Source organism: Streptomyces sp. NPDC000345, from assembly GCF_042898825.1.
In the GTDB taxonomy this organism is placed as follows: Bacteria; Actinomycetota; Actinomycetes; order Streptomycetales; family Streptomycetaceae; genus Streptomyces.
Map to the genome: position 1 here is coordinate 257,294 of NZ_JBIAZE010000003.1, position 25,620 is coordinate 282,913.

Below are 25,620 nucleotides of genomic sequence, written 5' to 3' on the forward strand. Positions count from 1 at the left end.
ATCTGACGGACCATCAGAAACGGTGGCTCACGAACCCCAGGCCGGAGGGGACCCATGACGGAACTGCCCCGCATCATCAGCGTCGACGACCACGTGATCGAGCCCGCGCACCTCTTCGCGACCTGGCTGCCGCGCAAGTACCGCGACCGCGGGCCGCAGCCGCTCACCGCCGGGATCGGCGAGCTGGCCTACGTCGGCGGGAAGTACCAGATCACCATGGACCCCGCCGGCCCGCCCACCGACTGGTGGATCTACGAGGACCTGAAGTTCCCGTACAAACGCAACATCGCCGCCGTCGGCTTCGACCGGGACGAGATGACCCTGGAGGGGATCACCCGGGAGGAGATGCGGCGGGGATGCTGGGACCCCAGGGCGCGGCTCGCGGACATGGACCTCAACCACGTCGAGGCGTCCCTGTGCTTCCCCTCCTTCCCCCGCTTCTGCGGACAGACCTTCGCCGAGGCGCACGACAAGGAGGTCGCGCTGGCCTGTGTGCGCGCCTACAACGACTGGATGGTCGAGGAGTGGTGCGGGGACAGCGGAGGGCGGCTCATCCCGCTCTGCCTGATCCCGCTGTGGGACATCGGCCTTGCGGTCGCGGAGATCCGGCGCAACGCCGCCCGCGGGGTGCGCGCGGTCACCTTCTCCGAGATCCCCACCCACCTGGGCCTGCCGTCCATCCACTCCGGCTACTGGGACCCGTTCTTCGCGGTCTGCGAGGAGACCGGGACGGTCGTCAACATGCACATCGGGAGCAGCTCGCAGATGCCCGCCGCCTCACCCGACGCGCCCCCCGCCGTCCAGGCGTCCCTGTCCTTCAACAACGCCATGGCGTCGATGATGGACTACCTCTTCAGCGGGGTCCTGGTGAAGTTCCCGGCGCTGAAACTGGCCTACTCGGAAGGCCAGATGGGCTGGATCCCGTACGCCCTGGAGCGCGCCGACGACGTCTGGGAGGAGCACCGGGCCTGGGGCGGGGTCCGGGACCTGATCCCCGAGCCGCCGTCGACCTACTACTACCGGCAGATCTACTGCTGCTTCTTCCGCGACAAGCACGGGGTGGCGTCGCTGGACGTGGTCGGCCGCGACAACGCCACCTTCGAGACCGACTACCCGCATGTCGACTCGACCTTCCCGCACACCAAGGAGGTGGCCCTCGACCACGTCAAGGGCCTCGACGACGAGACGGTCTACAAGCTGATGCGGGGCAACGCGATCCGCATGCTGGACCTGGACTTCGACCGCGGTCTCGGCCGGGCCCTCGACCGGGATCCGGCCGCCTGATGGACCTCTCGGACACCCCCGAGGACGCCGAGTTCCGCGCCCGGCTGCGGGACTGGCTCCGCAGGACGCTGCCCGCGCTCCCGCCGAAGCCGTCCCCCGACGACTGGCCGGGGCGCCGCGCCTTCGACCTCGGCTGGCAGCGGATGCTGTACGACGCCGGGTACGCGCACGTGCACTGGGACTCCTCGCCGACCGTACGGCTCATCTTCCTCGAGGAGACGGAGAGGGCCGGCGCTCCCTACGTGGGGGCCGGCTTCGTCGGACTGCTGCACGCCGGTCCGACGATCGCCGCCGAGGGTACGGACGCCCAGCGGGAGCGCTGGCTGCCGCCGATCCTGCGCGGCGAGGAGGTCTGGTGCCAGGGCTTCAGCGAGCCGGACGCCGGCTCCGACCTCGCGTCGCTGCGCACGCGCGCGTGGCGCGACGGGGACCACTACGTGGTCAGCGGGTCCAAGATCTGGACCTCCCACGCCGAAGTCGCCGACTGGTGCGAGCTGTTGGTCAGGACGGATCCGACGGCCGCGAAACACCGGGGCATCACCTGGCTGGCGATGCCCATGGACGCCCCGGGGATCACCGTACGGCCGCTGCGGACGCTCGCCGGGTCCGCCGAGTTCGCCGAGGTGTTCCTGGACGAGGTCAGGGTGCCGGTCGCCCACCGGGTCGGGGAGGAGAACGACGGCTGGCGGGTGACGATGGTGACCCTCTCCTTCGAGCGCGGCACGGCGTTCGCGGGCGAGGTCGTCGCCTGCCGGCGTGTGCTCGGCGAAGTGGCCCGGGAGGCCCGGCGCGGCGGCCACTGGGACGATCCGGCGCTGCGGCGTCGGCTCGGCCGTCTGGAGGCGGAGTTCCGGGCGCTGTGGCGGCTGACGCAGTGGAACGTGAGCCGGGCCTCGGGCGGCGGGACACCCGGAGTCGGGGGTTCGGTCTTCAAACTGAGGTACTCGCACGCCCGCCAGGAGCTGTACGACACCGCCGCCGAGGTCCTGGGCGACGCGGCCCTCGATCTCGGCCGGCCCTGGGTGCTCGACCGGCTGTCCTCGCTGTCGTACACCATCGCGGCCGGGACCTCGCAGATCCAGCGGAACATCGTGGCGGAACGGATCCTGGGGCTGCCGAAGGGGCGGTGAGATCTGCGTGCGGTTCCAACTGACCGACGACCAGCAGGCCTTGAAGCGGGGGATGCGGGAGCTGCTCGCCCGGCGCTTCGGCCGGGACGCGCTGCGGGCGGCCGTGGAGCGGCCCGGCCTCGACCGGGCGCTGTGGCGGGAGCTGGGCGCGGCGGGCTTCTTCGCGCTCCGGCTGCCGGAGGCGGACGGCGGGGTCGGACTCGGTCTGCCCGAGGCCGTGTTGGTGTTCGAGGAGGCGGGCCGTGCGCTGCTGCCGGGCCCCCTGGTGGCCACCCATCTCGCGGCGGGCGGCGTGCCCGGCGCGGCCGAGGGGGAGACCGTCGTCACGGCCGTCGACGGCGGCGGCCTCGTGGAGTGGCTGGCGGAGGCGGACGTGATCCACGGGGACGCCTCGGACGCCGTGGCGCTGCGGTCGGTGGACCCGCTGACGCCCCTGCACCGGGTGCCGGGCCGTCCGGCGGCCGACCCGGGTGCCGACCCGGTGGCGGTTCTCCTCACCGCCGCCGAGCAGCTCGGCACCGCCACGCGCGCGTGCGAGCTGGCCGTGCAACACGCGCGGGCGCGGGAGCAGTTCGGGCAGCCGATCGGCGCCTTCCAGGCCGTCAAGCATCTGTGCGCGGAGCTGCTGGTGCGGGTCGAGGTGGCCCGTGCCGCGGTCTACGCGGCCGCCGTCACCGCCGATCCGGCCGACATCGCCGCCGCCCGGCTGCTCGCCGACGAGGCAGCCGTGCGCGGCGCCCGCGACTGTCTCCAGGTGCACGGCGGCATGGGGTTCACCTGGGAGGCGGACGTCCACCTGCTGCTGAAGCGGGCCTGGGTGCGCACCCGGCGTGCGGGGGGCGGCACGGAGAGTGAGGAGCTGCTCGCGGCGGAACTGCCTGCCGCGGAGGGCCGGTGACGCGACTGCCTGCGACGACGGTCCGGCGCGGACCGGACTGCCGTACGGATGTCGCGGATTGTGGCATACCGGAATCACGGAGCGTTGATATCGGGTTGTGTCCGATGCGTGACCCGTCACGGCCCGGAGTCGGCGGGAGGCTCCGGTACCTTCTGTGGGATGCGAGTGGTTCCGAGCACGAGCCATGCCGGTGGTGCCCCTGGGGCGGCGCCCGAACCGGCGGTGCGTGCCGCTGCTCGCAGGGCGGACGGGCTTCGGGCCCCCGCCTGTTCGACTCCCCGGCGTGGGCCTCGCACAGTATGCCGCACGAGTACTCCTTCGCGCTGGAATATGCCCGAAGCGCTTGTTGAGGTGACTGTACGTCAACCAAGCTGTCTCGTAAGGGATTCACGTTCCGTCACGCTGCCTCTGGCTGTTGTTCTGGCCATGCAGAAAATGGCTACGATCGTGGCCCCCGTCGTCATGGTGCACACGCGGCTCGCGTGGCTCGCGTGGCGCACGGCCATGTGTCCGCCGGTTCGGATGGTGTGAGCGGTGCAGGTGCTTCAAGTGCAGCTGGAGATCCGGCCCGACCCCGCAGAGGTGGGGCGCGCCCGCAGGTGGGCCCGTTCGCGCCTCGCCGGGTCCGGCATAGGGGACGACGAGCCGCTCGCGGAGACGTTGATCCTGCTCGTCTCCGAACTGGTGACCAACGCCGTGGTGCACACCGGCTGTCCGGCCGTGGTGCGGCTGTCCCTGCCGGGCGGCGGGCCGGACGCGGTGGACGGGGCGGCCACCGTCCGTCTGGAGGTGGCGGACGGAAGCGACCGCGCCCCCGTCCCCCGGTGTGTGGGCGACGACGCCACGGGCGGCCGGGGCCTGGCCCTGGTCGACTGTCTCGCGGACCGCTGGGGCTGGAGCGTGGAGGGCGGCGGCAAGCGCATCTGGTGCGAACTGGACCGCTGCGAGGGGCGGCCCGCCGAGGACGCGGCGGAGTGCGCGAGCGCGCTGGGCGGCGGCAGCGGCAACGGCGACCGGAACGGCAGTGGTGCCGGCAGGGGCGCGGACCTCGGGAGCGCGGGCGGCCGGGAGGGCACGGTCTTCCCCGGGCCGGTGTACCCGACGCCTCCGGTGTACCCGACGCCTCCGGTGCGCCCGGAGCCGGCGTATGAGGGGTTCGCGTTCCAGGTCGTGTGACGTGAAAATGCGTCAGGGTGCGGTGCACGGGCGCAGAAAGCGCTGTCGTGCCCGGCTGGAGCGGCCTCGGTGCGCCCTGATGTGCTTCCGTGCGCGCCCGCTGCAAATGGGGCGTAAGTAATAAATCCCCGTTCGGGTGTTGACGCGGCGTGTCCGTTTGATCACGCTTGTGGTCAGCGATTCGCCGTGAGGGGACGACGAGGGTTTCGGGGACGACAGCCCTCGCCGAGTGTGGGTCGTGACGCGGCGCGGGGTCCCTCAGGGCCGGAGGGGAGCCGGGGAGAGCGCGCCGATTCGGATGGCGGCGTGCGGTGCCGTGCTCGGGGCGGGCAGCGGCGCGCCGCCATCCGGCGTCTCGCGGACGCGGGGTCGCGGGGAGGGGGGTTCGGAGGCCGGTTCAGAGAACGGCCACGGGAGCCACCGGGGTTCCGGTGCCCCCGACGAACGGCTCGGGCATCGCCGACAGCAGGAACGCGTAACGCCCCGCTTGTCCACAGGCTGTGGACAACTCTTCGAGATTCCAGTTCTGGCCCTGCAGCATCCCCATCTCCACGAGGTCGAGGGCATGCACGGGCAGCCACAGGCCCTCGATCTCCGGCGGGAAGATCTCGAAGGTCAGGGTGTCGTTCGCCACGGCGGCCACATCGCGCGCGTGGAACCACTCCGGGGTGCGGACCGACAGCCCCGGCGAGGGGAAGCCGTACCCCTGCTTGTCGCCCGCCAGGTAGAGCTGGATCTGCCCGGTCCGCACCAGCACGACGTCACCGGCGCGCACGCGCGTACCGGCCAGCTCCTCCGCCGCGTCCAGGTCCTCCGGGGTCACCGCGTGGCCGCCCTCCAGCCGGTCGACACCGCGCGCGCGTGCCACGTCCAGGAGCACGCCCCGCGAGACGACGTGCCGCGCCTTGTCGATCCCGCTGAACTCCGCGCCGCCGTGGGCGGTGATGGTGGCGGCCGGGCGGCCGTTGTAGAGCTTTCCCGAGTGCGAGACGTGCGTCAGCGCGTCCCAGTGGGTGGCCGCCTGCAGGCCCATCGTCACGGCGTCGTCGCTGCACGCCACCGTGCCGGGGCCGAAGATCTCCTGGTTGATCTGCACCATGGTGTGCAGCGGGTTGACCCGCCCCGGGATCAGTCCGCTCTGCACGCCGTCCTCGCGCAGCGGGAGGGCCAGCGGGACCCGGCGGCCCGTGCGGACCTCGGCGGCCGCGGCCCGTACGACCTCGTCGCTGATCAGGTTCAGCGTGCCGATCTCGTCGGCGGTGCCCCAGCGCCCCCAGTTGTTGACGCGCTTGGCGATGTCGTGGAACTCCTCCGGCAGTGCCATCCGGTGCCTCCCCGGGGCTTGTCCTCGCCCGTCCGGCGGGACATAAAATCTAACGGACCGTCAGATACGTTCTTCAGGGCATCTAACCGTCCGTCGGAAACCGCGGGAAGGGGCTGGGCGTGGGGAACTTCTTGGCCGGCAAGGTCGTCGCCGTCACGGGGGCGGGACGAGGCATCGGACGGGCGGTGGCGCTCGCGGCGGCCGCCGAGGGCGCGCGGGTCGTCGTCAACGACTACGGGGTGGGCGTGGACGGCGCGGCGCCCACGAGCGAGGTCGCCGAGGCCGTCGTCAAGGAGATCGGGGCGGCGGGCGGAGAGGCCGTGGCGGTCGCCGACGACATCTCCACGATGGCGGGCGGGCAGCGGGTCGTGGACACCGCCCTGGAGGCTTACGGACGCCTCGACGGGGTCGTCTGCGTGGCCGGGATCCTGCGCGAGCGGATGCTGTTCAACATGTCCGAGGAGGAGTGGGACCCGGTCGTCGCCACCCACCTCAAGGGGACCTTCACGGTCTTCAGGGCGGCTTCGGCGGTGATGCGGGCGCAGCGGTCCGGCACCCTCATCGGCTTCACCAGCGGCAATCACCAGGGGTCGGTGTCGCAGGCCAACTACAGCGCGGCCAAGGGCGGGATCATCTCGCTCGTGCGCAGCGCGGCGCTCGGGCTGCACAAGTACGGGGTGACCGCGAACGCGGTGGCGCCCGTGGCCCGTACCCGGATGTCGGCGGGGGTGCCGACGGAGCTGACGGAGATCGGGGAGCCGGAGGACGTGGCCGCCATGGTGATGTTCCTTTTGTCGGACCGCGCGTCCGAGCTGGGGATAACCGGGCAGGTCTACACGGTCGCCGGTGCGAAGATCGCGGTGTGGGCGCAGCCCCGTGAGTTGCGGGCCGCGTATGCCGAGGGCGGGTCCTGGACGCCGTCGCGCATCGCGGAGGCGCTGCCGGGGACGGTGGGGGTGGATCCCATGCCGATGCTCGAGCGGTTGGAGGAGATGCGGCGGGCCGCGGCGGACGGGAGCCGGCCGAACGCCTGACCCACCGGGGGACGGCCGGGCGGCGGCAGCGGCTTCGTCGCGGCTGGTCGCGCGGTTCCCGCACCCCCGCGGTCCGCACGCGTCCGGGGCGGAGAGGAGACCACCGTGGACTTCGGGTTCACTGCACAGGACGAGGCGTTCCGGGCGGAAGCCCGGGCGTGGCTGACGTCGCACGCCGGAAAGGCACCGGACCGGCGCGGCTGGGAGCGCACCCTGGGTGCCGCGGGGTGGATCGGGATCGGCTGGTCCGAGGGCGGGTACGGCAACCGCACCGCCACCCTCACCCAGCAGGTCGCCTGGGCCGAGGAGTACGCCCGCTCGGCCGCCCCGCCCCGCTCCGGGCACATCGGGGAGAACCTCCTCGCGCCCACCCTGCTGGCGCACGGCACGGCCGAGCAGAAGGCCCGCTTCCTGCCCCCGATCGCCGCCGGTGCCGAACTGTGGTGCCAGGGCTACAGCGAACCGGGTGCCGGCTCCGACCTCGCCGGAGTCCGTACGCGGGCCGAACTCGCCCCCGACGGACGGACGTACCGTGTCACCGGCCAGAAGATCTGGACCTCCCTCGCGCACGAGGCCGACTGGTGCTTCGTCCTCGCCCGCACCGACCCCCGGTCGGCGCGCCACCACGGGCTGACGTTCCTCCTCGTCCCCATGGACCAGCCGGGCCGGATCGAGGTCCGGCCCATCCGGCAGATGACCGGCACCAGCGACTTCAACGAGGTCTTCTTCGACGGGGCGCACGCGCGCGTGGAGCATGTCGTCGGCGCCGTGGGTGAGGGCTGGCGGGTCGCGATGAGCCTCCTCGGCTTCGAGCGCGGGGTGTCCACGCTCGCCCAGCAGATCGGCTTCGCCGAGGAGTTGGGGCGGGTGATCCGCACCGCCGTGGAGACGGGCGCGGCCGACGACCCCGTCGTGCGCGACCGGCTGGTGGGACTGTGGGCGGAGCTGCGGACCATGCGGTGGAACGCGCTGCGGACGCTGGGCGGTTCCGGCGGACCGGGGGCGCCCAGTGTGGCCAAGCTGCTGTGGGCGGGCTGGCATCAGCGGCTCGGGGAGCTCGCGGTGCAGGTGCGGGGCGCGGCGGCGAGCGCGGGCCCGTCGGACTGGACGCCCGCGACGCCGTACGAACTCGACGACGCACAGCACCTGTTCCTGTTCTCCCGGGCCGACACCATCTACGGCGGCTCGGACCAGATCCAGCGCACGATCATCGCCGAGCGCGTGCTCGGCCTGCCCAGACAGCCCAGGTGACAGGGGAGTGGTGGCGTGATGCGAGGCGTGCTGTTCGACGGGAAGCGGGCGGAGGTCGTCGACGATCTCGACGTACGCGATCCGGGCCCGGGCGAGGTGCTCGTGGCGATCTCGGCGGCCGGGCTGTGCCACAGCGACCTGTCGGTGATCGACGGGACGATCCCCTTCCCGGCGCCGGTGGTGCTGGGGCACGAGGGGGCGGGGGTGGTGGAGGCCGTCGGGGCCGGGGTCACCCATGTCGTGCCGGGGGACCACGTCGCGCTGTCCACGCTCGCCAGCTGCGGCACCTGCGCCGAGTGCGACCGGGGGCGCCCCACGATGTGCCGGCAGGCGATCGGGCGCCCGCAGAAGCCCTTCCTGCGCGCGGGCCGTGCCGTGTACCAGTTCGCCTCCAACTCGGCCTTCGCCGAGCGGACGGTCGTGAAGGCCGTCCAGGCGGTGCGGATACCCGAGGACGTCCCGCTGCCGTCCGCCGCGCTGATCGGGTGCGGGGTGCTGACCGGCGTGGGCGCCGTGCTCAACCGCGCGCGCGTGGGGTACGGCGAGAGCGTCGTCGTCATCGGGACGGGCGGCATCGGGCTCAACGTCCTGCAGGGCGCGCGGATCGCGGGCGCGCTGCGGATCGTCGCCGTCGACGCCAACCCGGCCAAGGAGGCGGTGGCGCGGCGGTTCGGGGCCACCGACTTCCTGACGTCCACGGAGGGCGTCCGGGACGTGCTGCCGACGGGGGCGGACCACGTCTTCGAATGCGTGGGCAGGGTGGAGCTGATCCGCGCGGCCGTCGACCTGCTGGACCGGCACGGCCAGGCGGTGCTGCTGGGGGTGCCGCCGGCGACGGCGGAGGCCTCCTTCCTCGTCTCCTCCCTCTTCCTGGACAAGTCCATCCTGGGCTGCCGCTACGGCGCCTCCCGCCCCCAGCGGGACATCGCCCTGTACGCCGGCCTGTACCGCGAGGGCCGCCTGCTCCTCGACGAACTCATCACCCGGACCTACCCGGTCGAGGACTTCGAGAAGGCGGCGGCGGACGCGGAGGCAGGGAGAGTGGCCCGCGCCGTACTGACGTTCTGACGGTCCCTGCCCTTGACGGTGGGGTGAGGGGCGGTGGGTCGGGTGGTCAGGGCAGGGTGTGGACTCCGCCGGGGTGCTCGGTCCTGTCGGCGGCCGTCACGTCGGTTCCGGTGCGGAAGGTGCGGCGATACGCCGTCGGGGTGACCCCGAGGGCCGCCTGCAGGTGCTGCCGCATCGACTGGGCGGTGCCGAAACCGGCGTCCCGGGCGACCTGGTCGACGGACAGACCGGTGGACTCCAGCAGGTGCCGGGCCCGTTCGACGCGCTGCTGGGTGAGCCACTGGCCCGGACTGACACCGGTCTCCTCGCGGAAGCGGCGGGTGAACGTCCGTACGGACATGGCCTCCTGTGCGGCCATGTCCCGCAGCTGGATCGGCTCGTGCAGGCGGCCGAGCGCCCACGCCCGCGCGGTGGTCGTGCCGGTCTGCTGCGGGTCGGGCACGGGACGCTCGATGTACTGCGCCTGCCCGCCGTCGCGGTGCGGGGGGACCACCGTACGGCGGGCGACCTCGTTGGCGACGGCGGTGCCGTGGTCGCGGCGGACCATGTGCAGGCACAGGTCGATGCCGGCGGCGACGCCGGCGGAGGTGAGGACGTCGCCGTCGTCGATGAAGAGGACGTCCGGGTCGACGTCGATCTTCGGGAAGAGCCGCTGGAAGTGCTCGGCTTCGGCCCAGTGGGTGGTCGCGGGGCGGCCGTCGAGGTGGCCGGCGGCGGCGAGGACGTACACGCCGGTGCAGATGGAGGCGAGGCGGGTGCCGGGGCGGATGTGCGCGAGCGCGGCGGCGAGCTCCTCGGTGAGCACGCCCTCCTCGAAGACGGGGCCGAGTTCGTAGGACGCGGGGATCACGACGGTGTCGGCGGTGGCGAGGATCTCCGGGCCGTGCGCGACCGTGATCGCGAAGTCGGCGTCCGTCCCGACCGGTCCCGGCGGCCGCACCGAGCAGGTCAGGACCTCGTAGAGAGGCCGGCCCCGGGCGTCCTTGGGGCGGCCGAAGATCCGGTGCGGGATGCCGAGCTCGAAGGGGAGCAGGCCGTCGAGCGCGAGGACGACGACGCGGTGCGGGCGGTGCTCACTGCCGGGGCTCATGGCCCGATCCTAGCGAATGCTGTCCCTCGGGCCACTCGTGAGCGGAGTCGCCGACACCGCACTCTTTATGGCGTGACCCAGACAAGCGAGGCTCCCGCAGCCATTGAGGACAAGAAGCCCACCCGCCGCCGGCGCGTCCACCGCGCCTGGTTCGTCGCCGCCGTCACCTTCGTCACGATCATCGGCGCGGCCGCCTTCCGCTCGCTGCCCGGCCTGCTCATCGACCCGCTGCACCAGGAGTTCGGCTGGTCGCGCGCCACGATCGGCGCGGCGGTCTCGATCAACCTGGCCCTGTACGGGCTCACCGCGCCCTTCGCCGCCGCCCTCATGGACCGGTTCGGCATCCGCCGGGTCGTGGCCGTCGCCCTGACGGTGATCGCGCTCGGCTCGGGCCTGACGGTGTGGATGACGGCGGCCTGGCAGCTGCTGCTGTGCTGGGGCCTCCTGGTCGGCCTCGGCTCGGGCTCGATGGCGCTCGCCTTCGCGGCGACGGTCACCAACCGCTGGTTCACCGAGCGCCGCGGCTTCGTCAGCGGCATCCTCACCGCGGCCTCCGCCTCCGGCCAGCTGATCTTCCTGCCGGTGCTGTCCTGGATGGTGACCCGCCACGACTGGCGCCCGGCGGCGGTGACGGTCGCGCTCGCCGCCCTCGCCGTGGTCCCGTTCGTCTGGATCCTGCTGCGCGACCATCCGGCGGACGTCGGCCAGAAGCCCTACGGTGCCCAGGAGTTCGTACCGAAGCCGGCCCCGGTGCAGGGAGCCGCGCGCCGGACGGTGCGGGTGTTGCTCTCGGCGATGCGCACGGGCCCGTTCTGGCTGCTCGCGGGCACCTTCGCGATCTGCGGCGCCTCCACGAACGGACTGGTCCAGACCCACTTCGTGCCGGCGGCCCACGACCACGGCATGCCGGTCACGGCGGCCGCCTCGCTGCTGGCGGTCATCGGGGTGTTCGACGTGGTCGGCACGGTCGCCTCCGGCTGGTTCACGGACCGCTTCTCACCGCGCCGGCTGCTGGCGGTGTACTACGCGCTGCGGGGCGTCTCGCTCCTGTTCCTCCCGATGCTGCTGGCGCCCTCGGTCCATCCCCCGATGATCTTCTTCATCGTCTTCTACGGCCTCGACTGGGTGGCCACCGTCCCGCCCACCCTCGCCCTGTGCCGCGAGCAGTACGGCGACGACAGCGCCATCGTCTTCGGCTGGGTGCTGGCCTCCCATCAGGTGGGCGCGGCCCTGGTCGCCTTCCTCGGCGGCGTCGCCCGGGACACCTTCGGCTCCTACGACGTGGTCTGGTACGCGTCCGGGGCGCTGTGCGCGGCGGCGGCCCTGATGGCGCTGGTGATCCGGCGCCGGCCGCCGGTACCGGCACCGATGCCGGCGGTGGCCTGAACGAGCGGCCGGCGCGCACGCGTCGCCGGCACCGGTCAGAGGAACCGGCCCTGGTGGAACAGCAGGGGCGGCTCGTCCCCGGCCGGCGTTCCCAGGGCGTCCACCCGTCCCACGACGATGAGGTGGTCGCCGCCCGTGTGCACCGCGTGGATCGTGCAGTCGATCCACGCGAGCGTGCCGGCGAGACGGGGAGAGGCGGAGACCGGTGCCTCGTCGTGGTCGACACCCGCGAACTTGTCCGTGCCGCTCCTCGCGAAGGAACGGCACAGGGCGGCCTGGCCCGCGCTCAGCACGTTGACGCAGAACACGCCCGCCCGGGCGATGCGCGGCCAGGTCGTGGAGGTACGGCCGACCATGAAGGCGACCAGGGGCGGGTCGAGGGAGAGGGACGAGAAGGACTGGCAGGCGAAGCCGGCGGGGGCGTCGCCGGGAGCCTCGCCGGGTGCCGTGATCACGGTCACGCCGGACGCGAAGTTCCCCAGCACCCGCCGGAACTCGCCCGGATCCACCGGCGCCCGTTCGTCCTCGCGGACGCAGCGCAGTTCGGGGCGGGGCAGCGGCTCGACCGGCCCGGCCCGCAGATAACGGACGGCGGCGGCCGCCATCCCCGCGTGTCCCATCATGTCCTCATTGAAGCTGACGGGGTGTCAGATAGGAAGGGGTGCGGCGGTGTGAGGCCCCGTGACGTGCGCGCGTACCCTGCCGCCTGGGGGTGGTGACATGCGCACGAAGAGAGACCCGGCGAGCGGCCGGGGGACGGGCCCGGAGACGGGCCCGGAGAAGCGCCCGGAGAAGGGCCCTGAGACGGGCCAGGGGAAGGGGCCGAAGCGAGCCGACGGCAGGGTCGCGACGGCGGTCGCGGTCGGCGCGGCGCAGCTTCCGGCGGCGTGGGCGCTCTGGTGGGAACACGATCTGGCCACCGACCCGTACGGCCGCTCCCCCAGTTCCCTCGCGCTGCTCTTCGTGTTCCTCTTCGCGCCCGTGTACCTGCCGGTGCTGGGCCTGCTGCACGCCTGGACCCAGACCCTGCCGGGTGCCGCCCTCGCCGGGCTCACGCACGGCCGGCTCCGGTGGCCGCGCTGGGTACGGCATCTGGCCGCCACGGTGCTGGTCGGGGCCGGATGGGGCGCGGTGGCCGCCGTCCTGTGGGGCCTGCCGTTCGGTACCACGGTCCTCGTCCTCGCGGCGCTCGCCGTCCTGCCCGTCCTCGCGACGGCCTACGTGCGGCGGCGGTCGTGGGGTGCCTGGAGTGTCTGGTGGCGCGCGGCCGCCGGTTCGGCCGCCCTGTTCGTCCTCGCCTTCACGGCCGGGACGCTGGCCACCGCCGCGGGACTGATCGAGGAGTACGAGCCTCCCCGGCTGGCGGCCGACGAGGTCGCCGGTGTCTGGCGCGGCGGGAGCGGATCGGAGCTGAGGCTGGCGCAGGGTGGGCGGGCCGAGGTGGTCCGGATGCCGGCGGAGGCCGGGTTCGGGGAGAAGCCCGTGACGTGCGACGGCACCGGCACCTGGGTCTTCGAGGAGGGGCCGGGGGCGTGGGACGGCGTCGTCGTGCGCCTCGATTCGGGCAGCGGCACCGGCAGTACCTGCGGGGACGAGGTGACCTGGTCGGTGGGCGGGACCGACCGCGCGCCCGAACTGTTCAGGTTCCTCGGGGACCCGGACGCGCAGGATCTGCGGATTCTCGAGCCGGCCGGCGGCTGACCGTCACCGGCCCCTGAACTCGGCCGCCCGCCGCTCCACGAAGCTCGCCACTCCTTCCTTCGCGTCGGCCGTCGTCATGTTGATCTCCTGGGCGGCGGCCTCGGCGGCGAAGGCCGTGCTGCGGTCGGCGTCGAGGGAGGCGTTGACCAGCTGTTTGGTGAGGGCCAGGGCGCGGGTGGGGCCGTGGGCCAGGCGGTCCGCCCACGCACGGGCCGTCTTCTCCAGCTCACCGTCCGGGACCACCCGGTTGACCAGGCCGAGGCGTTCGGCGTCCGGCGCGGTGAGCGCGTCGCCGAGGAACATCAGCTCCTTGGCGCGCCGGGGACCGATCAGGCGGGGGAGGAGGTAGGCGCCGCCCCCGTCGGGGACCAGGCCGCGGCGGACGAACACCTCGATGAACCGCGCCGACTCGGCGGCCAGGACCAGATCGCAGGCGAACGCCAGGTGCGCGCCGAGACCCGCCGCCGTGCCGTTCACCGCCGCTATCACCGGCTTCTCGCAGTCCAGGACGGCGGCGATCAGGCGCTGGGCGCCCTCCCGCAGGGTGCGGGCCACGTCGCCGGCCACCCGGTCGCCCGTCGGCGCCCCGCCCCGCAGATCCGCTCCCGCGCAGAAACCGCGGCCGGTGCCGGTGAGGACGACGGCCCGGACGGCGGGGTCGGCGGAGGCCTCGGAGAAAAGTCGGATCAGGCGTTCTCGCTGGTCAGGGGTGAGGGCGTTGAGGGTTTCGGGGCGGTTGAGGATGACGGTCGAGACGTGATGGTCAGTGGCGTGCCGTATCCATGACTCAGGGGATGTTTCCGGCTCACCGGTGGTTCCGGTCACTCGGGGCGTTCCGGCAGTCATCGACTCACGGGGGGAATCGGGCATGTTCGTCTCATGCATCTCAGCGACACACCGCCAACGCGTCCAGCGCCACCGCTCCCTGCCCCCAGGGCAGCACCACCAGCGGGTTGATGTCGAGCTCGGCCAGGTCCCCGCCCAGCTCCAGCGCCATGCGCTGGACCCGAAGGACCACCTCGACGAGAGCGTCCACATCGGCGGGAGGGCGTCCCCGGACGCCGTCCAGCAGGGCCCTCCCGCGCAGTTCGGCGAGCATGCCGCGGGCCTGGTCCTCCCCGAAGGGGGGCACGCGCACGGCGGCGTCGCGCAGCACCTCCACCAGGACCCCGCCGAGGCCGACCGTCACCGTCGGGCCGAAGAGGTCGTCGTGGGTCATCCCGACCACCATCTCCACTCCCCGCTCGACCATCTGGCAGACCAGGACGCCGTCCAGCGCGACGCCCTCGTAGCGGGCGATGTCGGTCAGTTCACGGTAGGCGTCGCGGACCTGGCTCGCCGAGGTCAGGCCGATCTTCACCAGGCCCAGTTCGGTCTTGTGGGCGATCTGCGCGCCGGACGCCTTCATCACCACCGGGTAGCCGACCAGCCCCGCCGCCCGTACCGCCGCCGCCGCACTGGTCACCAGCTGCTCGCGCGGGACCCGGATGCCGTACGCCCGCAGCAGTTGCTTCGCCGCGTGCTCGCTCAGCTGCCAGCCCGGGCGCATCAGCAGCTGCGCCTTGCGGAAGGACGGGGACGGGGTGCGCGGGGCCTGGTCGAAGGGCGAGCGGTAGTCGCTCACGAAGCGGTGGTGGTCGAGGAAGGAGCGGACCGCCGTGACGCAGTTGCCGAGGGTGCGGAAGGTCGCGACCCGGGAGGACCCCAGCAGCACCTCGCGGTAGGCCGCCTCGGTGCCCACCGGCGAGCCCCACACCACGCACACCAGCTTGTCCGTCTGTTCCGCCGCGTCCACCAGGTCCTGCACCAGACGATCGCTCAGCGGCGGGAAGGGACCCGTGACGGGGCAGATCAGCACCCCCACCTCGGGGTCGTCGAGGATCGCTTCGATGATCTTCCGGCCGCGCCGGTCGCCCACCGGGTGCCCGCCGCTGTCGACCGGGTTGGCGACGCTCAGGTACTCGGGGATCCACTGGTGCAGCTCGGCCTGCTTGGCGGACGAGAGGGCGGGCAGGCGCAGGCCCGCCGCCGTGGCCAGGTCGGCCGCGTGGGCGCCGGTGCCGCCCGAGATCGAGTAGACGACGACACCGTCCGCTCTCGGCGGGCGGGCGCGGGCCAGCAGGGCCGCGGTGTCCTGCAGTTCGTCCAGACCGTCGACGCGGATCACGCCGTACTGCCGCATCGCCGCGTCCACCACCTCGTCCGCGCCGGTCAGCTTGCCGGTGTGGGAGGCGGCGGTGCGGGCGCCGGTCTCGGTGCGGCCCACCTTCACGGCGACCACCGGGACCCCGCGCCGGGCCGCCCGGTCGGCGGCGAGAAGGAAGGCGCGGCCGTCCTTGAGGCCCTCCACGTAGCAGGCGATGGCGCCGACCTCGGGGCGCTCGGCGAAGTAGGACAGGAAGTCGGCGGTCTCCAGGTCGGCCTCGTTGCCGGTCGGCGCCCAGTGCGAGAGCCGGATGCCCAGTTCCTGGAGGGCGAAGACCGGGCGGCCCTGATGGCCGGACTGGGTGATCAGCGCGATGGACGGGCCGGTGAGGTCGTCACGGAACCGCTCGAAGGCGTTGAGGTTGGTGTTGGGCCCCAGCAGGCGCATGCCCGAGCGTTGTACGGCCGCGGTGAGGCGGGCCTGCGCGGCGGCGCCCTCCTCGCCGGTCTCCGCGAATCCGGAGGCGAAGACGACCGCGAACCTGACCTTCGTCTCGGCCAGTTGCTCGATCACGGGCAGCGGCTCGGCGACCAGGAGCACGGCCAGGTCGACCTGGTCCGGCAGCTCGGCGACCGAGGCGGCACAGGGGATGCCGAAGACGGACTCGCGGGTGGGGTGCACGGGGTGCAGCCGCGCCCCCACCCGCTCGGCCCAGTCCACCAGTTGCCGGGTGACACCGGTGTTCGGGCGTCCCTCGGCGTCCGAGGCGCCGACGACCGCCACCGACTCGGGCCGGAAGAACCGGTCCAGATCGGGGATGGTCGCATACAACGGCCGGCCGCTGACGTCGAGGTCGTCGACGTCGGCCGGCCGGCCGTGGACGACGGGTCCGGGCTGCTCACCGCACGCGATGACCCGGGCCCGGCGGGAGTCGGTGGTGAGGGTGCCGTGGGTTGATCCAAGCATCGGTCCGCCCGCTCCTGTGTGACTGCCAAGTAACTGACGCTCTGTCAGATTACATAGCTGACGGGTTGTCAGGAATGGGCGTGCAGCGGGAAAAGGACGGTTACAGGACCGACAGGACCTCCCGCGCCACCCGCTCGCCCGACCGCACCGCGCCGTCCATGAAGCCCATCCAGTGGGTGGAGGTCTCCGTCCCGGCCCAGTGGATGCCGCCCACCGGCCGGCGCAGGGCGGGGCCGTACTGGGTCAGGACGCCGGGCGCGGCGATGGAGACGGGGCCGCCGCGGGTGTAGGCCTCGTTGTTCCAGCGTTGCAGGACGAAGGAGGTGGGGGAGGCCGCTTTCTCGCCGAAGTACGTCACGTAGTCCTTCAGGACGGCCGCCCTGACCTCCGCCTCGCTCGCGGCGTCCAGCGCCCGGGCCTCGTCGGCCTCGATGAAGCCCATCAGCGCGCCGTAGGAGGCGTCGGGCGGGGAGTTGTCGAAGGTGGAGCTGACCACGCCGGTGTCGCTGACGACCTGGCCGTTGAGGCCGTCGGCGCGCCAGAAGGGGGTGTCGTAGATCGCGATCGCCTTGCCGACCGAGGCCATCGGCAGGCGCTGGGTGAGCTGGTCGCGGCCGGCCGGGAGGAGCGGGTCGTAGGTGATGCGGGCGGCGAGCGGCGGGGGTACGGCGACGACGACCTTCCTGGCGGTGACGGTGATGCCGTCGGCCGTCACGACGTACGTGCCGCCCGACCGGGTGATCGTGCGCACCGGGGCGTTCAGCACCACCCGGTCGCCCAGTGTGGCCGCGAGTTTGATCGGTACCAGCTGGGAGCCGCCGACGAAGCGCAGTTCCTGGGCGCCGCCGGCGGTCTCGGTGAGGCGCTCCAGGGTGCCGACGGTGGACTCGTTGCCGGCGGCGGCGATGTAGAAGAGGACGAACAGGAGGGAGAGCTCACGGGGTTCGGCCGAGAAGATCGAGGTGCAGGCCACGTCCAGGAGGAACTTGGCCGACGGGACGACGGCGTTGGCGCGCAGCCAGGTCTCGAAGGTCTGCCGGTCCCATTCCTGGGCCTTCGCGGCGGTCCAGGGGGCGTCCACCGGGATCGTCTTGGCCATGTCGTCCAGCGAGGCCTGCACGATCGCGGCGTTGGCGAGCCCGGCCGCGTCGATCGGCGGGACCGAGCCGAGGATGCCGTCGGTGGCGTACGGGGTCTTCTTGCCGTCCTTGTAGAGGAGGTTGTCGCCGGTGTTGTAGGTGGCGAAGGTCTGCACGCCGAGCGAGTCGGCGAGGGCCTTGATGCGGTCCTGGGTGGGGCCGATGAACTCGCCGCCGCCCTCGGTGACCCCGCCGCCCGCCAGGGACACGTTGAGGACCCGGCCGCCCACGCGGTCGCGGGCCTCCAGGACGGCGACGGTCCGGCCGGCCGCCACCAGGTCGCGGGCCGCGGTGAGGCCGGCGAGACCGGCGCCCACGATCGCGACGTCCACGTCCCGGGTGGCCGCCGCGGACGCCGTACCGGCGGCGGCCGCGGTGAGGGCGGTCGCGCCGGCGGCCACCGCGGCGCCGCGGCCGAGCAGGGAGCGGCGGGAGATGCCGTCGCCGGAGCGGCGGGGGAGTTGTCTTTCACTTGCCACGTGCGTCCTCCGTAGCGAGGGGGCGGAGCGGGAAAGGTGAACAGGGCTCACATTCTGGCTCCGCGCGAGGGCGCGCGACAACGCCCTCGTCACATCTGGCACACGTGTAACAGGCAGTGAAATGAAAGGAGTTGGGGATCTACCGGAGGTGGCGGCCCACGGCCTTCGCGATGCGCTGCGCGTCGATCGACAGTTCGCGCAGGGTGCCGCTGATGGGGGTGGTGAAGCCGGTGAAGTACAGGCCGGGCGCGTTCTTCGGGGTGCGCGGGCCGTGGGCGAGGGGGTGGCCGCGTTCGTCGAGGACGTCGAGGTGGCCGACCAGGCCCTCCAGGGCGCGGACATAGCCGGTGGCGGCGACGACGGCGTCCGGGGAGATCCGGGTGCCGTCGGCGAGGACGACCTTGCCGCCGTCCTCGAAGCCCTCGACGGCGGCCACGATCTCGACCCGGCCCCCTCGGACCGCGTCGATCAGACCGACGTCCTGCACCGGGATCGCGCCCTGTCTGGCCCGGGTGTAGAGCCCGGTGTCGGGACGCGGCAGTCCGTGCGAGGACAGGTCGGGGATGCTCGCCCGGGCCATCACCCGGCAGATCCGGTCGACGAGGGGGACGGGCAGGCGGCGGACGAGGATGCCGCTGTACTGGGCGGGCCAGCCGGCGGTCGAGCGGCGCACGATGTGCGGGACGGTGCGCACCGACAGCCGCACCCGCCCGGCCCCGCTCTCCACCAGGTCGACGGCGATCTCCGCGCCGGTGTTGCCGACGCCGACGACGAGGACGTCACGGCCGGCGTACGGCGTGCCGTTGCGGTAGGCGCAGGCGTGCGCGAGTTCCCCGGTGAACGTGTCGCGGCCGGGCCAGTCGGGCAGGGACGGGGTGTGGTTGTAGCCGGTGGCGACGACGACGGCCGAGCCGGTCAGTTCGCGGCCGCCGGTGGCGTGCAGCAGCCAGCCGGTGCCGTCGGGGGTGCGCTCGATCCGGGAGACCTCGACTCCGGTGACGATCTCCAGCTCATGGACCTCGGCGTACTTCTCCAGGTACCGCACCACGTCGTCGCGGCCGACCCAGCGGCCGAAGCGGCGGGGGATCTTCAGCCCCGGCAGGGCGGAGAGGCGGCGGGTGGTGTGCAGATGCAGCCGGTCGTAATGGCGCTGCCAGGACGCACCGACCCGGTCGGCCTTCTCCACGACGACGGCGCGTATCCCCCGGGCGCGCAGGGCGTACGCGGCGGCGAGTCCGCCGGGGCCGCCGCCGATGACGTAGACGGGGCGGTCGGCGGGGTTCGCGGTGGTGAGGGCGGGCGGTGCGGAGTCTTCCATGAGCGCGAGCGTAATCACGCGCGCGATTGATGGGTCTCGGTCAAGACCGGAATTGGTTGCGGATCGATCACGCTTGGGGGAGAGACGGGTGGGACCGGTGACGTACTTCACCTGGTCGTGGAGAAGACGGGACGGGAGGGCCGGGTCCCGGAAAGGGGGCGACGCCTGGCCCAGGTGCGCTTGGGCCAGGCGTCGCGGGCGGCCGGCGCCGGCAGCTATGACGGGAAGCGGACGCCGCCGCGTCCAGGATGCCTCCCGGGGGGGGGCGCCGGGAGACCGGGGAACCGCTACTTCTTGACCTTGCTCCTGTGGCCGGTCACCTTCGCGATCCATGTGATGAAGTCGCCCGGGTCGGTGTTGGCGCCGTGGCCCTCGTCCCAGTAGTAGAGGTGGTTGACGTCGTCGCCGAGGGTGTGCGCGGCGGCGGCGAGGTTGGCGGAGACCGTGTGCGAGGTGTCCGAGTCGTTGGTGCCGAGCCGGATCCACCAGTGCTTGGTGCGGGCCTGGTTGGGCTTGTCGACGAGGAAGTACATGGGGTTCATCAGCCGCAGCAGTTCCGGGATGTCGCTGTCGAGACGCTTGGCGGTGAGCCCGGTGGTGTCGTTCTTCTGGCCGTACGCCGTGAAGTGGCGGGCCTGGGTCGTGCCCGAGCCGAACTCGTTGTTCTCGCCCGTCGACAGGTCGAAGGCGTCGAACGACGGGGCGCTCTTCTTGCGGGCGCCGACGTGGGTGAGGAAGTCGTCCCAGGAGAAGGTGGCCTTGCCGTTCTTCCAGGTGATGAAGGTGTTGGCGGCGAGATAGGCCGCGCGGTCGGAGTCCGACAGGGCCGCGAGGTAGGTCGTGGCGGACGGCTCCAGGTACTGCCTGACCAGGTACTCGTCGTAATTGCGGGCGGTCAGCCGGGTGCCGTCGAGACCCTTGAGCCGCAGGCCCGCCTGGTACTCGGCGAACTGCGACCGCAGCTCCTTGGACACCGTCTGGTCGGCCTTCGAGCCGGAGCTGAGGGGGTTGGCGCCCCAGTTCCACTCGTAGGCGCCGTCGGCGTGCTCCAGGTCGGTGATCGGGCACCAGGCGCCGGTCGCGAAGATCGCGTCGGAGGCGTCGGCGGCGCCCAGTTCCTTCAGGTACGTGTCGTACAGCTTGCTGTCGCCGGAGGCGCCGAGCAGGGAGGACAGGGCGCCGCCCGCGCTGGTGCCCGCGGAGACGATCCGGTCGGTGTTGCCGGGGATGCGGCCCTTGTTGGACCGGATGTACCGCACGGCCGCCTTGAGATCGACGATCGCGGCGGGGGCGACGCCGTAGTACTCGCCGTCGGAGTTCTTGAGCGTACGGCCGCGGGCGCCCGGCTCGACGACGACGTATCCGGCGGCCAGGGCCAGCAGCTGGTTGGTGTTCAGGGCGCCGCCGGTGTTGTTGGTGTTGCCGTTGGCGTTGGGGGCCGCGGAGGCGTCGGCCGAGGCGCTGGGCGCGGCACTGGCGGAGGCGGTCCCGCCGGGTGCGCCGCCGCCGGGGCCGACGATGCCGCCGGACGCGCCGATCCCGGTGGCGTCGGCCACGGACGAGGGCATGTAACCGCCGACGGAGTTCGCGAACAGGATCGGTGCGTCGCTCGCGTCGACCGCCGTGCCGTCGATCTCGACCGGGACGCTGACGTTCAGGCTCTGGTACTTCTCGTCGACCGGGTTGGCGACGTAGGTGATCGCCTTCCAGAAGTGGTACGTCACCGAGTGCTCGTCGCCGTCGGTGTCCGTGACGGTCGTCGTCAGCTTGCTGTAGGCGTCCGGGTCGAAGACCAGCGAGTCCGAGGAGGCCGAGGACGACGAGGAGCCCTCGGAGGCCCGCGCGTTCAGGGCGATGCCGCCCACCGCCGCCACGCCGGCGGTCGCGCCGATGCCCATGACGACCGACCTGCGCTTGATTGCCCTGTGCTTCACGGTTCGACTCCCTCGCTTCTTCGGGTTGCGTCTGTGAACCTAACGAACTCGTGGACAAAATTGCCAACAATCCGGGGTCATTCATGGAGGACCCACAGCTTCATGGCGGGCGCACAGGGTTCTCTCATCGGAAATACACGGGGTTCCCGGATCCATGGATCTGACGTACCGTCAGATCCATGGATGCGATCTGGCTCGACGGTGCTCAGTGGCTGGCGGTGCTGCGGGTCGGGCTCGGGCTGTGGTGGCTGGAGAGCTGGCGGCACAAGGAGAAGAAGAGCTGGTTCGAGGGCTCCGGCATCGCCTGGGCGGCGGACGTGGCCGCCAAGCACCGCTGGAACGCCGTACGTTCCGGCTTCGAGGTCGTCGTGAAGCCGCGCCCGCGCGTGATGGCGTACGTCGTCGTGTACGCGGAACTGGCCCTGGGACTGGGGCTGATCGCGGGCTTCCTGACCCCGGTCGCGCTGGCCGGCGGGCTGCTGCTCAACCTGGTCTACCTGGTCCTCATGATCCACGACTGGGCCGAGCAGGGGCAGAACGGCATGATGGCGCTGATCTCGGTGGTGGCGCTGGGCGGCATGGCCTGGCAGACGTGGTCGGTGGACAGCGCGCTGGGACTCTTCCCGTGAGCGCCCGCCCCGAGGCCGTCCGGTACGACCTCCCCGAGCCCGTCCGGTACGACCGCCCCGAGGCCGACGCCTTCACGCGCGTGTACTGGGACGCCGCCGCCGGGGGCCGGCTGCTCATCCGGCGCTGCCGGGCCTGCGCACGGGCCCACCACTACCCCCGCGAGTTCTGCCCGCACTGCTGGAGCGAGGACGTGACCTGGGAGGACGCCGGCGGCCGGGCGACCCTCTACACCTGGTCCGTCGTCCACCGCAACGATCTGCCGCCGTTCGGCGAGCGGACTCCGTACGTCGCGGCGGTCGTCGAACTGGCGGAGGGCCCCCGGATGTCCACCGAGCTGGTGGGGGCGGGGGTTCCGGAGGGCCTGTCGGCCGGGATGGCGCTGATGGTGGACTTCCGGGAGGGCGTGCCGGTGTTCCGGAGGGCGTGAAGGGCTCAGGCCCTGCGGGCGAGCAGCCGCACCTCGCGGAACTGCCGCTGGCCGGCCGGCTCGGGCTCGCGGACCACCGGGGCCGTCTCGGCCAGTCCCGACGCCCGCAGGATCCCGGAGAGGCGGTCCGGCTTCCACCGGCAGGCCGTCGCCCCCTTGTGGTCGTAGGCCCGCGTGGGGAAGGAAGGACCGTCGGCGGCCGGGAAGCCGAGCAGCAGGTGGCCGCCGGGGGCCAGGACCCGGTGGAACTCCGCCACCACGGCGGGGAGTCCGTGCGGCGGGGTGGGGATGAGGGAGAAGCGGGAGAGCACACCGCCCGGCTCGCCGTCCGCGATGTCCGGTACGGCCGTCGATCCCCCCTCGAACCGCAGGCCCGGATACGCCTCCCGGGCCGGCGCGATCATCGCGGGGGAGGCGTCGACGCCGAAGGCCTTCGGCCCCAACCCGTCGAGATACGCCGTCACATGGCCGGCCCGCACCCCGGATCCGCGACCGGGCCGCCACCGCCCGCCCGTACGAGCTCGGCGGACGCGCCCAGGATCCCGCGCTCCAGCGGTCTGTCGCGCAGCGAGTCGCCGAACATCTCGCGTAGACGGGGGCGATGGCGTCGTAGGCCTCCCGGGTGGTGCGCAGGGAATCGGCGTCGGCCATGTGCGCACCAGCCCGTCGCCCTCGAGCGGTTCGCGGGACGCCGGAAGTCTGCCTCCCGGCCGTGCTCCGAAGGGGCGGGGCGCGACCGGGGCCGGAGGTGTTGAATGGCCGGATGACCGATGTTCTCGAGGGGTACGGCCTCGCCCTGCGGCGCTGGGACCCGGCGTCCGCCACCGATGCGGACGCATGGCTGCGCGGGCACCTCGACCCCGAATTCCGGCGCTGGAACACCCCGCTGCGCACGATCGTCGACACCGCCGGTGCCCGCGCGTCGCTGGAGGCCAAGGCCGCGGACGTGGACGCCGGGCTCGCCATGACGTTCTGCGTCACCGACGCCGCCGACGGGACGATCCTCGGACAGGTCTCCGTCAACGCGATCGACCGGATCCTGAGCAACGGCGTCATCGGCTACTGGGTACTGCCCGAGGCACGCGGCCGGCACGTGGCCACCCGCTGTCTGCTGCTCGCCGCCCGCTGGGCGTTCGACGAGGTCGGACTGCACCGGCTGGAACTCGGCCACGCCCTCGGCCACGAGGTCTCCTGCCGGGTCGCCGAGCGGTGCGGATTCCTGTACGAGGGGACCCTGCGCGGGGCGATGTGGGAGGCGGATCGCAGGGACGCCTTCCGAGACGTCCACCGCCACGGCCGCCTCGCGACGGACCCGGAGCCGAAGGCGCCGTGAACCGGGCTGGGAGGGCACCGCGGGCCGGGAACGGTGAGAGGCCGCTGTGACCCGGGGGTGCCGGGGGCCGGGCCGGTGCGGGGGTGTCGTGGGCCGGGGTGGTGTGGGGGTGCGGGCCGGGAGTGGTGAGAGGCCGCTGTGACCCGGGGGTGTCGTGGGCCGGGGTGGTGTGGGGGTGCGGGCCGGGAGTGGTGAGAGGCCGCTGTGACCCGGCCGGGAGGGCACCGCGGGCCGGGGCGAGGCACCGTAAATCGGGGGCGCTGTGACCTGCGGCTGCGCGACCATGCGGGCATGCGACCGGACGACTGGCACCTGACCCACGATCTCGACGCCTTCCTCCAGCGCGCCGGTGACTTCCTCACCGCCCGGCCCGCGACGCACACCGTGCTGCTGACCGTGCTCGACGGTCTGCGCCGCGGGGGCGTGCACGCCTACAGCGAGGAGGACCCCCTCTTCGGTGTGCTGGAGACGGACGGCCAGGTCACCGCGGCGCTCCTGCGCACCCCGCCGTACTGGATCAACCTCACGCCCCTCACCGGCGAGCAGTCCGACGCCCTCGCCGCCCGGCTGGCCTCCGCCGGACACCGCCTGCCCGGCGTCTCGGCCGAACGCGACACGGCCGCCGCCTTCGTGGACGCGTGGCAGCGGCACACCGGCGCGGAGGCCTCGCTCCGGTGGCGCCAGCGCCTCTACCGGCTGGGCGAGTCGACCGGGCCCGAGCCCGCCCCCGAGGGCGCCCCGCGGATTGCCGGGCCCGCCGACCGCGCCCAGGTGGCGCGCTGGTTCGAGGAGTTCGGCGCGAGCATCGGCGAGCGCGGCCACCAGGACAGCGGGGCCTGGGCCGACTCCCGTATCGCCCAGGGCGGGGTCATCCTGTGGGAGACACCCGACGGCACCCCCGTCTCCCTGGCCGCCGTCACACCGGAGGTGGCCGGCCAGGTGCGCGTCACGACCGTCTACACCCCGGCCCACCTGCGCGGCCGGGGCTACGCGGGCGCGGCGACCGCCGAGGCCGGCCGCACCGCCCGCGCCTCGGGAGCAGCCGAGGTCCTGCTCTTCACCGACCTGGCGAACCCCACCAGCAACGGCCTCTACCAGCGCATCGGCTACCGCCCGGTGACCGACTTCGCGGTGTACGGCTTCGCGTAGGGGGACGGGGCCCGCCCTGTCCTCTCCCGGGGCAGGGCGGTGAGCCGCCGTGATCCGGGGGAGGAGACAACTCTCGTCCGGCGCCCGTCAGGGCCACAGCAGACCCCGCTCCCAGTCGGACGCCGTGCGCCGGTAGCGCAGGCGGACGTGGCGGCGCCTCTCGTCGCCCTGGAAGAACTCCACCTCGTCCGGGCGCAGCCGGTACAGGGTCCAGGTCGGGGACGGCGCGGTCGGGTTCCTGCGGGCCTCGTCCCAGGCCTCCTGGGAGACCCGCGCCAGTTCCTCCGGCGAGGTCAGGGCCTCGCTCTGGCGGCCCGTCAGCGCGGCGGCCAGGGCGCCCGTCGAGCGGGCGTGCAGGTCGGCCTGGGACTCCTCGGAGGGGGCGGAGGTGACGGGGCCGCGGACGCGGACCTGGCGGCCGAGCCGGGGCCAGTAGAAGGTGAGGGCCGCGTACGGGCGGGCGGCGAGCTGGCGGCCCTTGCGGCTGGTCGCGTGGGTGGCGAAGGCCCAGCCGGTCGCGTCGGCGCCGTGCAGGATGACGATCCGGGCGTCCGGGAGGCCGTCCTCGCCGGCGGTCGCGAGGGTCATGGTGTGCGGCTCACGCTCGCCCGCCGCCACCGCCTCGGCGAACCAGGCCGTGAAGAGGTCCACGGGATCGCCCGGCGCCCGCGCGGTGTCGAAGGGCGGCAGTCCGGTCACCTCCGGGTCCCACACCCGCAGTGACCGCAGCAGCTCATGAAGATCCGTAGCCATGTCC

General features: G+C 72.9%; 22 protein-coding genes and 1 pseudogene. 13 read left to right on the plus strand and 10 right to left on the minus strand.

What is annotated here, in order from left to right; translation table 11 throughout:
- Positions 1–54 precede the first annotated feature (54 nt).
- From ACFY30_RS08665 to ACFY30_RS08680, 4 genes are all read left to right on the plus strand, one after another.
- Positions 55–1,284, plus strand: coding sequence for an amidohydrolase family protein (locus tag ACFY30_RS08665; RefSeq protein ID WP_390844425.1), 1,230 nt, complete (start codon positions 55–57; stop codon positions 1,282–1,284).
- A complete protein-coding gene (locus ACFY30_RS08670) occupies positions 1,284–2,414 on the plus strand; it encodes an acyl-CoA dehydrogenase family protein (protein WP_390844426.1) in 1,131 nt (376 codons plus the stop codon). The genes ACFY30_RS08665 and ACFY30_RS08670 overlap by 1 nt, the downstream gene beginning before the upstream one ends.
- 7 nt (positions 2,415–2,421) lie before the next feature.
- Positions 2,422–3,312 (plus strand): acyl-CoA dehydrogenase family protein, encoded by an 891-nt coding sequence (locus ACFY30_RS08675; protein WP_390844427.1) that lies wholly within the window; start codon positions 2,422–2,424, stop codon positions 3,310–3,312.
- A 534-nt stretch (positions 3,313–3,846) separates the two neighbouring features.
- Entirely contained in the window at positions 3,847–4,488 is a 642-nt protein-coding gene (locus ACFY30_RS08680) for an ATP-binding protein (protein WP_390844428.1), read from the plus strand.
- A gap of 397 nt (positions 4,489–4,885) precedes the next feature.
- Here ACFY30_RS08680 and ACFY30_RS08685 read toward each other — a convergent pair whose 3' ends face one another.
- Positions 4,886–5,812, minus strand: coding sequence for a cyclase family protein (locus tag ACFY30_RS08685; protein WP_390844429.1), 927 nt, complete (start codon positions 5,810–5,812; stop codon positions 4,886–4,888).
- Between the two features lie 119 nt (positions 5,813–5,931).
- Between ACFY30_RS08685 and ACFY30_RS08690 the strand changes: the two genes are divergently transcribed.
- The 3 genes from ACFY30_RS08690 to ACFY30_RS08700 all read left to right on the plus strand — a co-directional run bounded on the left by ACFY30_RS08690 (position 5,932) and on the right by ACFY30_RS08700 (position 9,165).
- Positions 5,932–6,846 (plus strand): SDR family oxidoreductase, encoded by a 915-nt coding sequence (locus ACFY30_RS08690; RefSeq protein WP_390844430.1) that lies wholly within the window; start codon positions 5,932–5,934, stop codon positions 6,844–6,846.
- Positions 6,847–6,951: 105 nt separating this feature from the next.
- Positions 6,952–8,097, plus strand: a complete 1,146-nt coding sequence (locus ACFY30_RS08695) for an acyl-CoA dehydrogenase family protein (RefSeq protein ID WP_390823849.1) — start codon at positions 6,952–6,954, stop codon at positions 8,095–8,097.
- 18 nt (positions 8,098–8,115) lie between these two features.
- The gene (locus ACFY30_RS08700; RefSeq protein ID WP_390844725.1) at positions 8,116–9,165 is read left to right on the plus strand and encodes a Zn-dependent alcohol dehydrogenase; all 1,050 of its coding nucleotides are present in this window, start codon (positions 8,116–8,118) and stop codon (positions 9,163–9,165) included.
- Positions 9,166–9,211: 46 nt separating this feature from the next.
- On the opposite strand, the gene ACFY30_RS08705 is transcribed toward ACFY30_RS08700, so the two are convergent.
- Complete coding sequence (locus tag ACFY30_RS08705; protein ID WP_390844431.1) at positions 9,212–10,255, minus strand: GlxA family transcriptional regulator; 1,044 nt, start codon at positions 10,253–10,255, stop codon at positions 9,212–9,214.
- 72 nt (positions 10,256–10,327) lie between these two features.
- On the opposite strand from ACFY30_RS08705, the gene ACFY30_RS08710 reads away from it, so the two are divergent.
- A complete protein-coding gene (locus ACFY30_RS08710; RefSeq protein WP_390844432.1) occupies positions 10,328–11,641 on the plus strand; it encodes an MFS transporter in 1,314 nt (437 codons plus the stop codon).
- Between the two features lie 35 nt (positions 11,642–11,676).
- On the opposite strand, the gene ACFY30_RS08715 is transcribed toward ACFY30_RS08710, so the two are convergent.
- Positions 11,677–12,261, minus strand: a complete 585-nt coding sequence (locus ACFY30_RS08715; protein ID WP_390844726.1) for a flavin reductase family protein — start codon at positions 12,259–12,261, stop codon at positions 11,677–11,679.
- Positions 12,262–12,361: 100 nt separating this feature from the next.
- On the opposite strand from ACFY30_RS08715, the gene ACFY30_RS08720 reads away from it, so the two are divergent.
- Complete coding sequence (locus ACFY30_RS08720; RefSeq protein ID WP_390844433.1) at positions 12,362–13,342, plus strand: hypothetical protein; 981 nt, start codon at positions 12,362–12,364, stop codon at positions 13,340–13,342.
- 3 nt (positions 13,343–13,345) lie between these two features.
- Here the strand turns inward: ACFY30_RS08720 and ACFY30_RS08725 are convergent, their stop codons facing one another.
- From ACFY30_RS08725 to ACFY30_RS08745, 5 genes are all read right to left on the minus strand, one after another.
- Complete coding sequence (locus ACFY30_RS08725) at positions 13,346–14,188, minus strand: enoyl-CoA hydratase/isomerase family protein (RefSeq protein WP_390844727.1); 843 nt, start codon at positions 14,186–14,188, stop codon at positions 13,346–13,348.
- A 40-nt stretch (positions 14,189–14,228) separates the two neighbouring features.
- A complete protein-coding gene (locus ACFY30_RS08730) occupies positions 14,229–16,454 on the minus strand; it encodes an acetate--CoA ligase family protein (protein WP_390844434.1) in 2,226 nt (741 codons plus the stop codon).
- Positions 16,455–16,554: 100 nt separating this feature from the next.
- A complete protein-coding gene (locus tag ACFY30_RS08735; protein ID WP_390844435.1) occupies positions 16,555–18,072 on the minus strand; it encodes a flavin monoamine oxidase family protein in 1,518 nt (505 codons plus the stop codon).
- Positions 18,073–18,211: 139 nt separating this feature from the next.
- Complete coding sequence (locus tag ACFY30_RS08740; protein WP_390844436.1) at positions 18,212–19,390, minus strand: flavin-containing monooxygenase; 1,179 nt, start codon at positions 19,388–19,390, stop codon at positions 18,212–18,214.
- 287 nt (positions 19,391–19,677) lie between these two features.
- Positions 19,678–21,288 carry a subtype B tannase gene (locus ACFY30_RS08745; protein ID WP_390844728.1) on the minus strand — a complete coding sequence of 537 codons (1,611 nt, stop codon included), beginning with the start codon at positions 21,286–21,288 and terminating at the stop codon, positions 19,678–19,680.
- Between the two features lie 215 nt (positions 21,289–21,503).
- On the opposite strand from ACFY30_RS08745, the gene ACFY30_RS08750 reads away from it, so the two are divergent.
- Positions 21,504–21,953, plus strand: a complete 450-nt coding sequence (locus ACFY30_RS08750) for a DoxX family protein (RefSeq protein WP_390844437.1) — start codon at positions 21,504–21,506, stop codon at positions 21,951–21,953.
- Positions 21,950–22,381 (plus strand): Zn-ribbon domain-containing OB-fold protein, encoded by a 432-nt coding sequence (locus tag ACFY30_RS08755; RefSeq protein WP_390844438.1) that lies wholly within the window; start codon positions 21,950–21,952, stop codon positions 22,379–22,381. Before ACFY30_RS08750 ends, ACFY30_RS08755 begins: the two co-directional genes overlap by 4 nt.
- A gap of 5 nt (positions 22,382–22,386) precedes the next feature.
- On the opposite strand, the pseudogene ACFY30_RS08760 reads toward ACFY30_RS08755, so the two are convergent.
- Positions 22,387–23,032, minus strand: a pseudogene (locus ACFY30_RS08760) (methyltransferase domain-containing protein).
- A gap of 112 nt (positions 23,033–23,144) precedes the next feature.
- On the opposite strand from ACFY30_RS08760, the gene ACFY30_RS08765 reads away from it, so the two are divergent.
- Both ACFY30_RS08765 and ACFY30_RS08770 read left to right on the plus strand, forming a co-directional pair.
- Positions 23,145–23,714, plus strand: coding sequence for a GNAT family N-acetyltransferase (locus ACFY30_RS08765; protein ID WP_390844439.1), 570 nt, complete (start codon positions 23,145–23,147; stop codon positions 23,712–23,714).
- A 291-nt stretch (positions 23,715–24,005) separates the two neighbouring features.
- Entirely contained in the window at positions 24,006–24,863 is an 858-nt protein-coding gene (locus ACFY30_RS08770) for a GNAT family N-acetyltransferase (RefSeq protein WP_390844440.1), read from the plus strand.
- Positions 24,864–24,950: 87 nt separating this feature from the next.
- Here ACFY30_RS08770 and ACFY30_RS08775 read toward each other — a convergent pair whose 3' ends face one another.
- Positions 24,951–25,616, minus strand: coding sequence for a pyridoxal 5'-phosphate synthase (locus ACFY30_RS08775; RefSeq protein WP_390844441.1), 666 nt, complete (start codon positions 25,614–25,616; stop codon positions 24,951–24,953).
- Between the last annotated feature and the right edge of the window lie 4 nt (positions 25,617–25,620).

Coding starts and splice junctions, on each gene's coding strand:
- ACFY30_RS08665 (WP_390844425.1), top strand. CDS start 55: ATGACGGAACTGCCCCGCATCATCAGCGTCGACGACCACGTGATCGAG.
- ACFY30_RS08670 (WP_390844426.1), top strand. CDS start 1,284: ATGGACCTCTCGGACACCCCCGAGGACGCCGAGTTCCGCGCCCGGCTG.
- ACFY30_RS08685 (WP_390844429.1), bottom strand. CDS start 5,812: ATGGCACTGCCGGAGGAGTTCCACGACATCGCCAAGCGCGTCAACAAC.
- ACFY30_RS08700 (WP_390844725.1), top strand. CDS start 8,116: ATGCGAGGCGTGCTGTTCGACGGGAAGCGGGCGGAGGTCGTCGACGAT.
- ACFY30_RS08705 (WP_390844431.1), bottom strand. CDS start 10,255: ATGAGCCCCGGCAGTGAGCACCGCCCGCACCGCGTCGTCGTCCTCGCG.
- ACFY30_RS08715 (WP_390844726.1), bottom strand. CDS start 12,261: ATGGGACACGCGGGGATGGCGGCCGCCGCCGTCCGTTATCTGCGGGCC.
- ACFY30_RS08720 (WP_390844433.1), top strand. CDS start 12,362: ATGCGCACGAAGAGAGACCCGGCGAGCGGCCGGGGGACGGGCCCGGAG.
- ACFY30_RS08725 (WP_390844727.1), bottom strand. CDS start 14,188: ATGACTGCCGGAACGCCCCGAGTGACCGGAACCACCGGTGAGCCGGAA.
- ACFY30_RS08730 (WP_390844434.1), bottom strand. CDS start 16,454: ATGCTTGGATCAACCCACGGCACCCTCACCACCGACTCCCGCCGGGCC.
- ACFY30_RS08740 (WP_390844436.1), bottom strand. CDS start 19,390: ATGGAAGACTCCGCACCGCCCGCCCTCACCACCGCGAACCCCGCCGAC.
- ACFY30_RS08745 (WP_390844728.1), bottom strand. CDS start 21,288: ATGGGCATCGGCGCGACCGCCGGCGTGGCGGCGGTGGGCGGCATCGCC.
- ACFY30_RS08750 (WP_390844437.1), top strand. CDS start 21,504: ATGGATGCGATCTGGCTCGACGGTGCTCAGTGGCTGGCGGTGCTGCGG.
- ACFY30_RS08765 (WP_390844439.1), top strand. CDS start 23,145: ATGACCGATGTTCTCGAGGGGTACGGCCTCGCCCTGCGGCGCTGGGAC.
- ACFY30_RS08770 (WP_390844440.1), top strand. CDS start 24,006: ATGCGACCGGACGACTGGCACCTGACCCACGATCTCGACGCCTTCCTC.
- ACFY30_RS08775 (WP_390844441.1), bottom strand. CDS start 25,616: ATGGCTACGGATCTTCATGAGCTGCTGCGGTCACTGCGGGTGTGGGAC.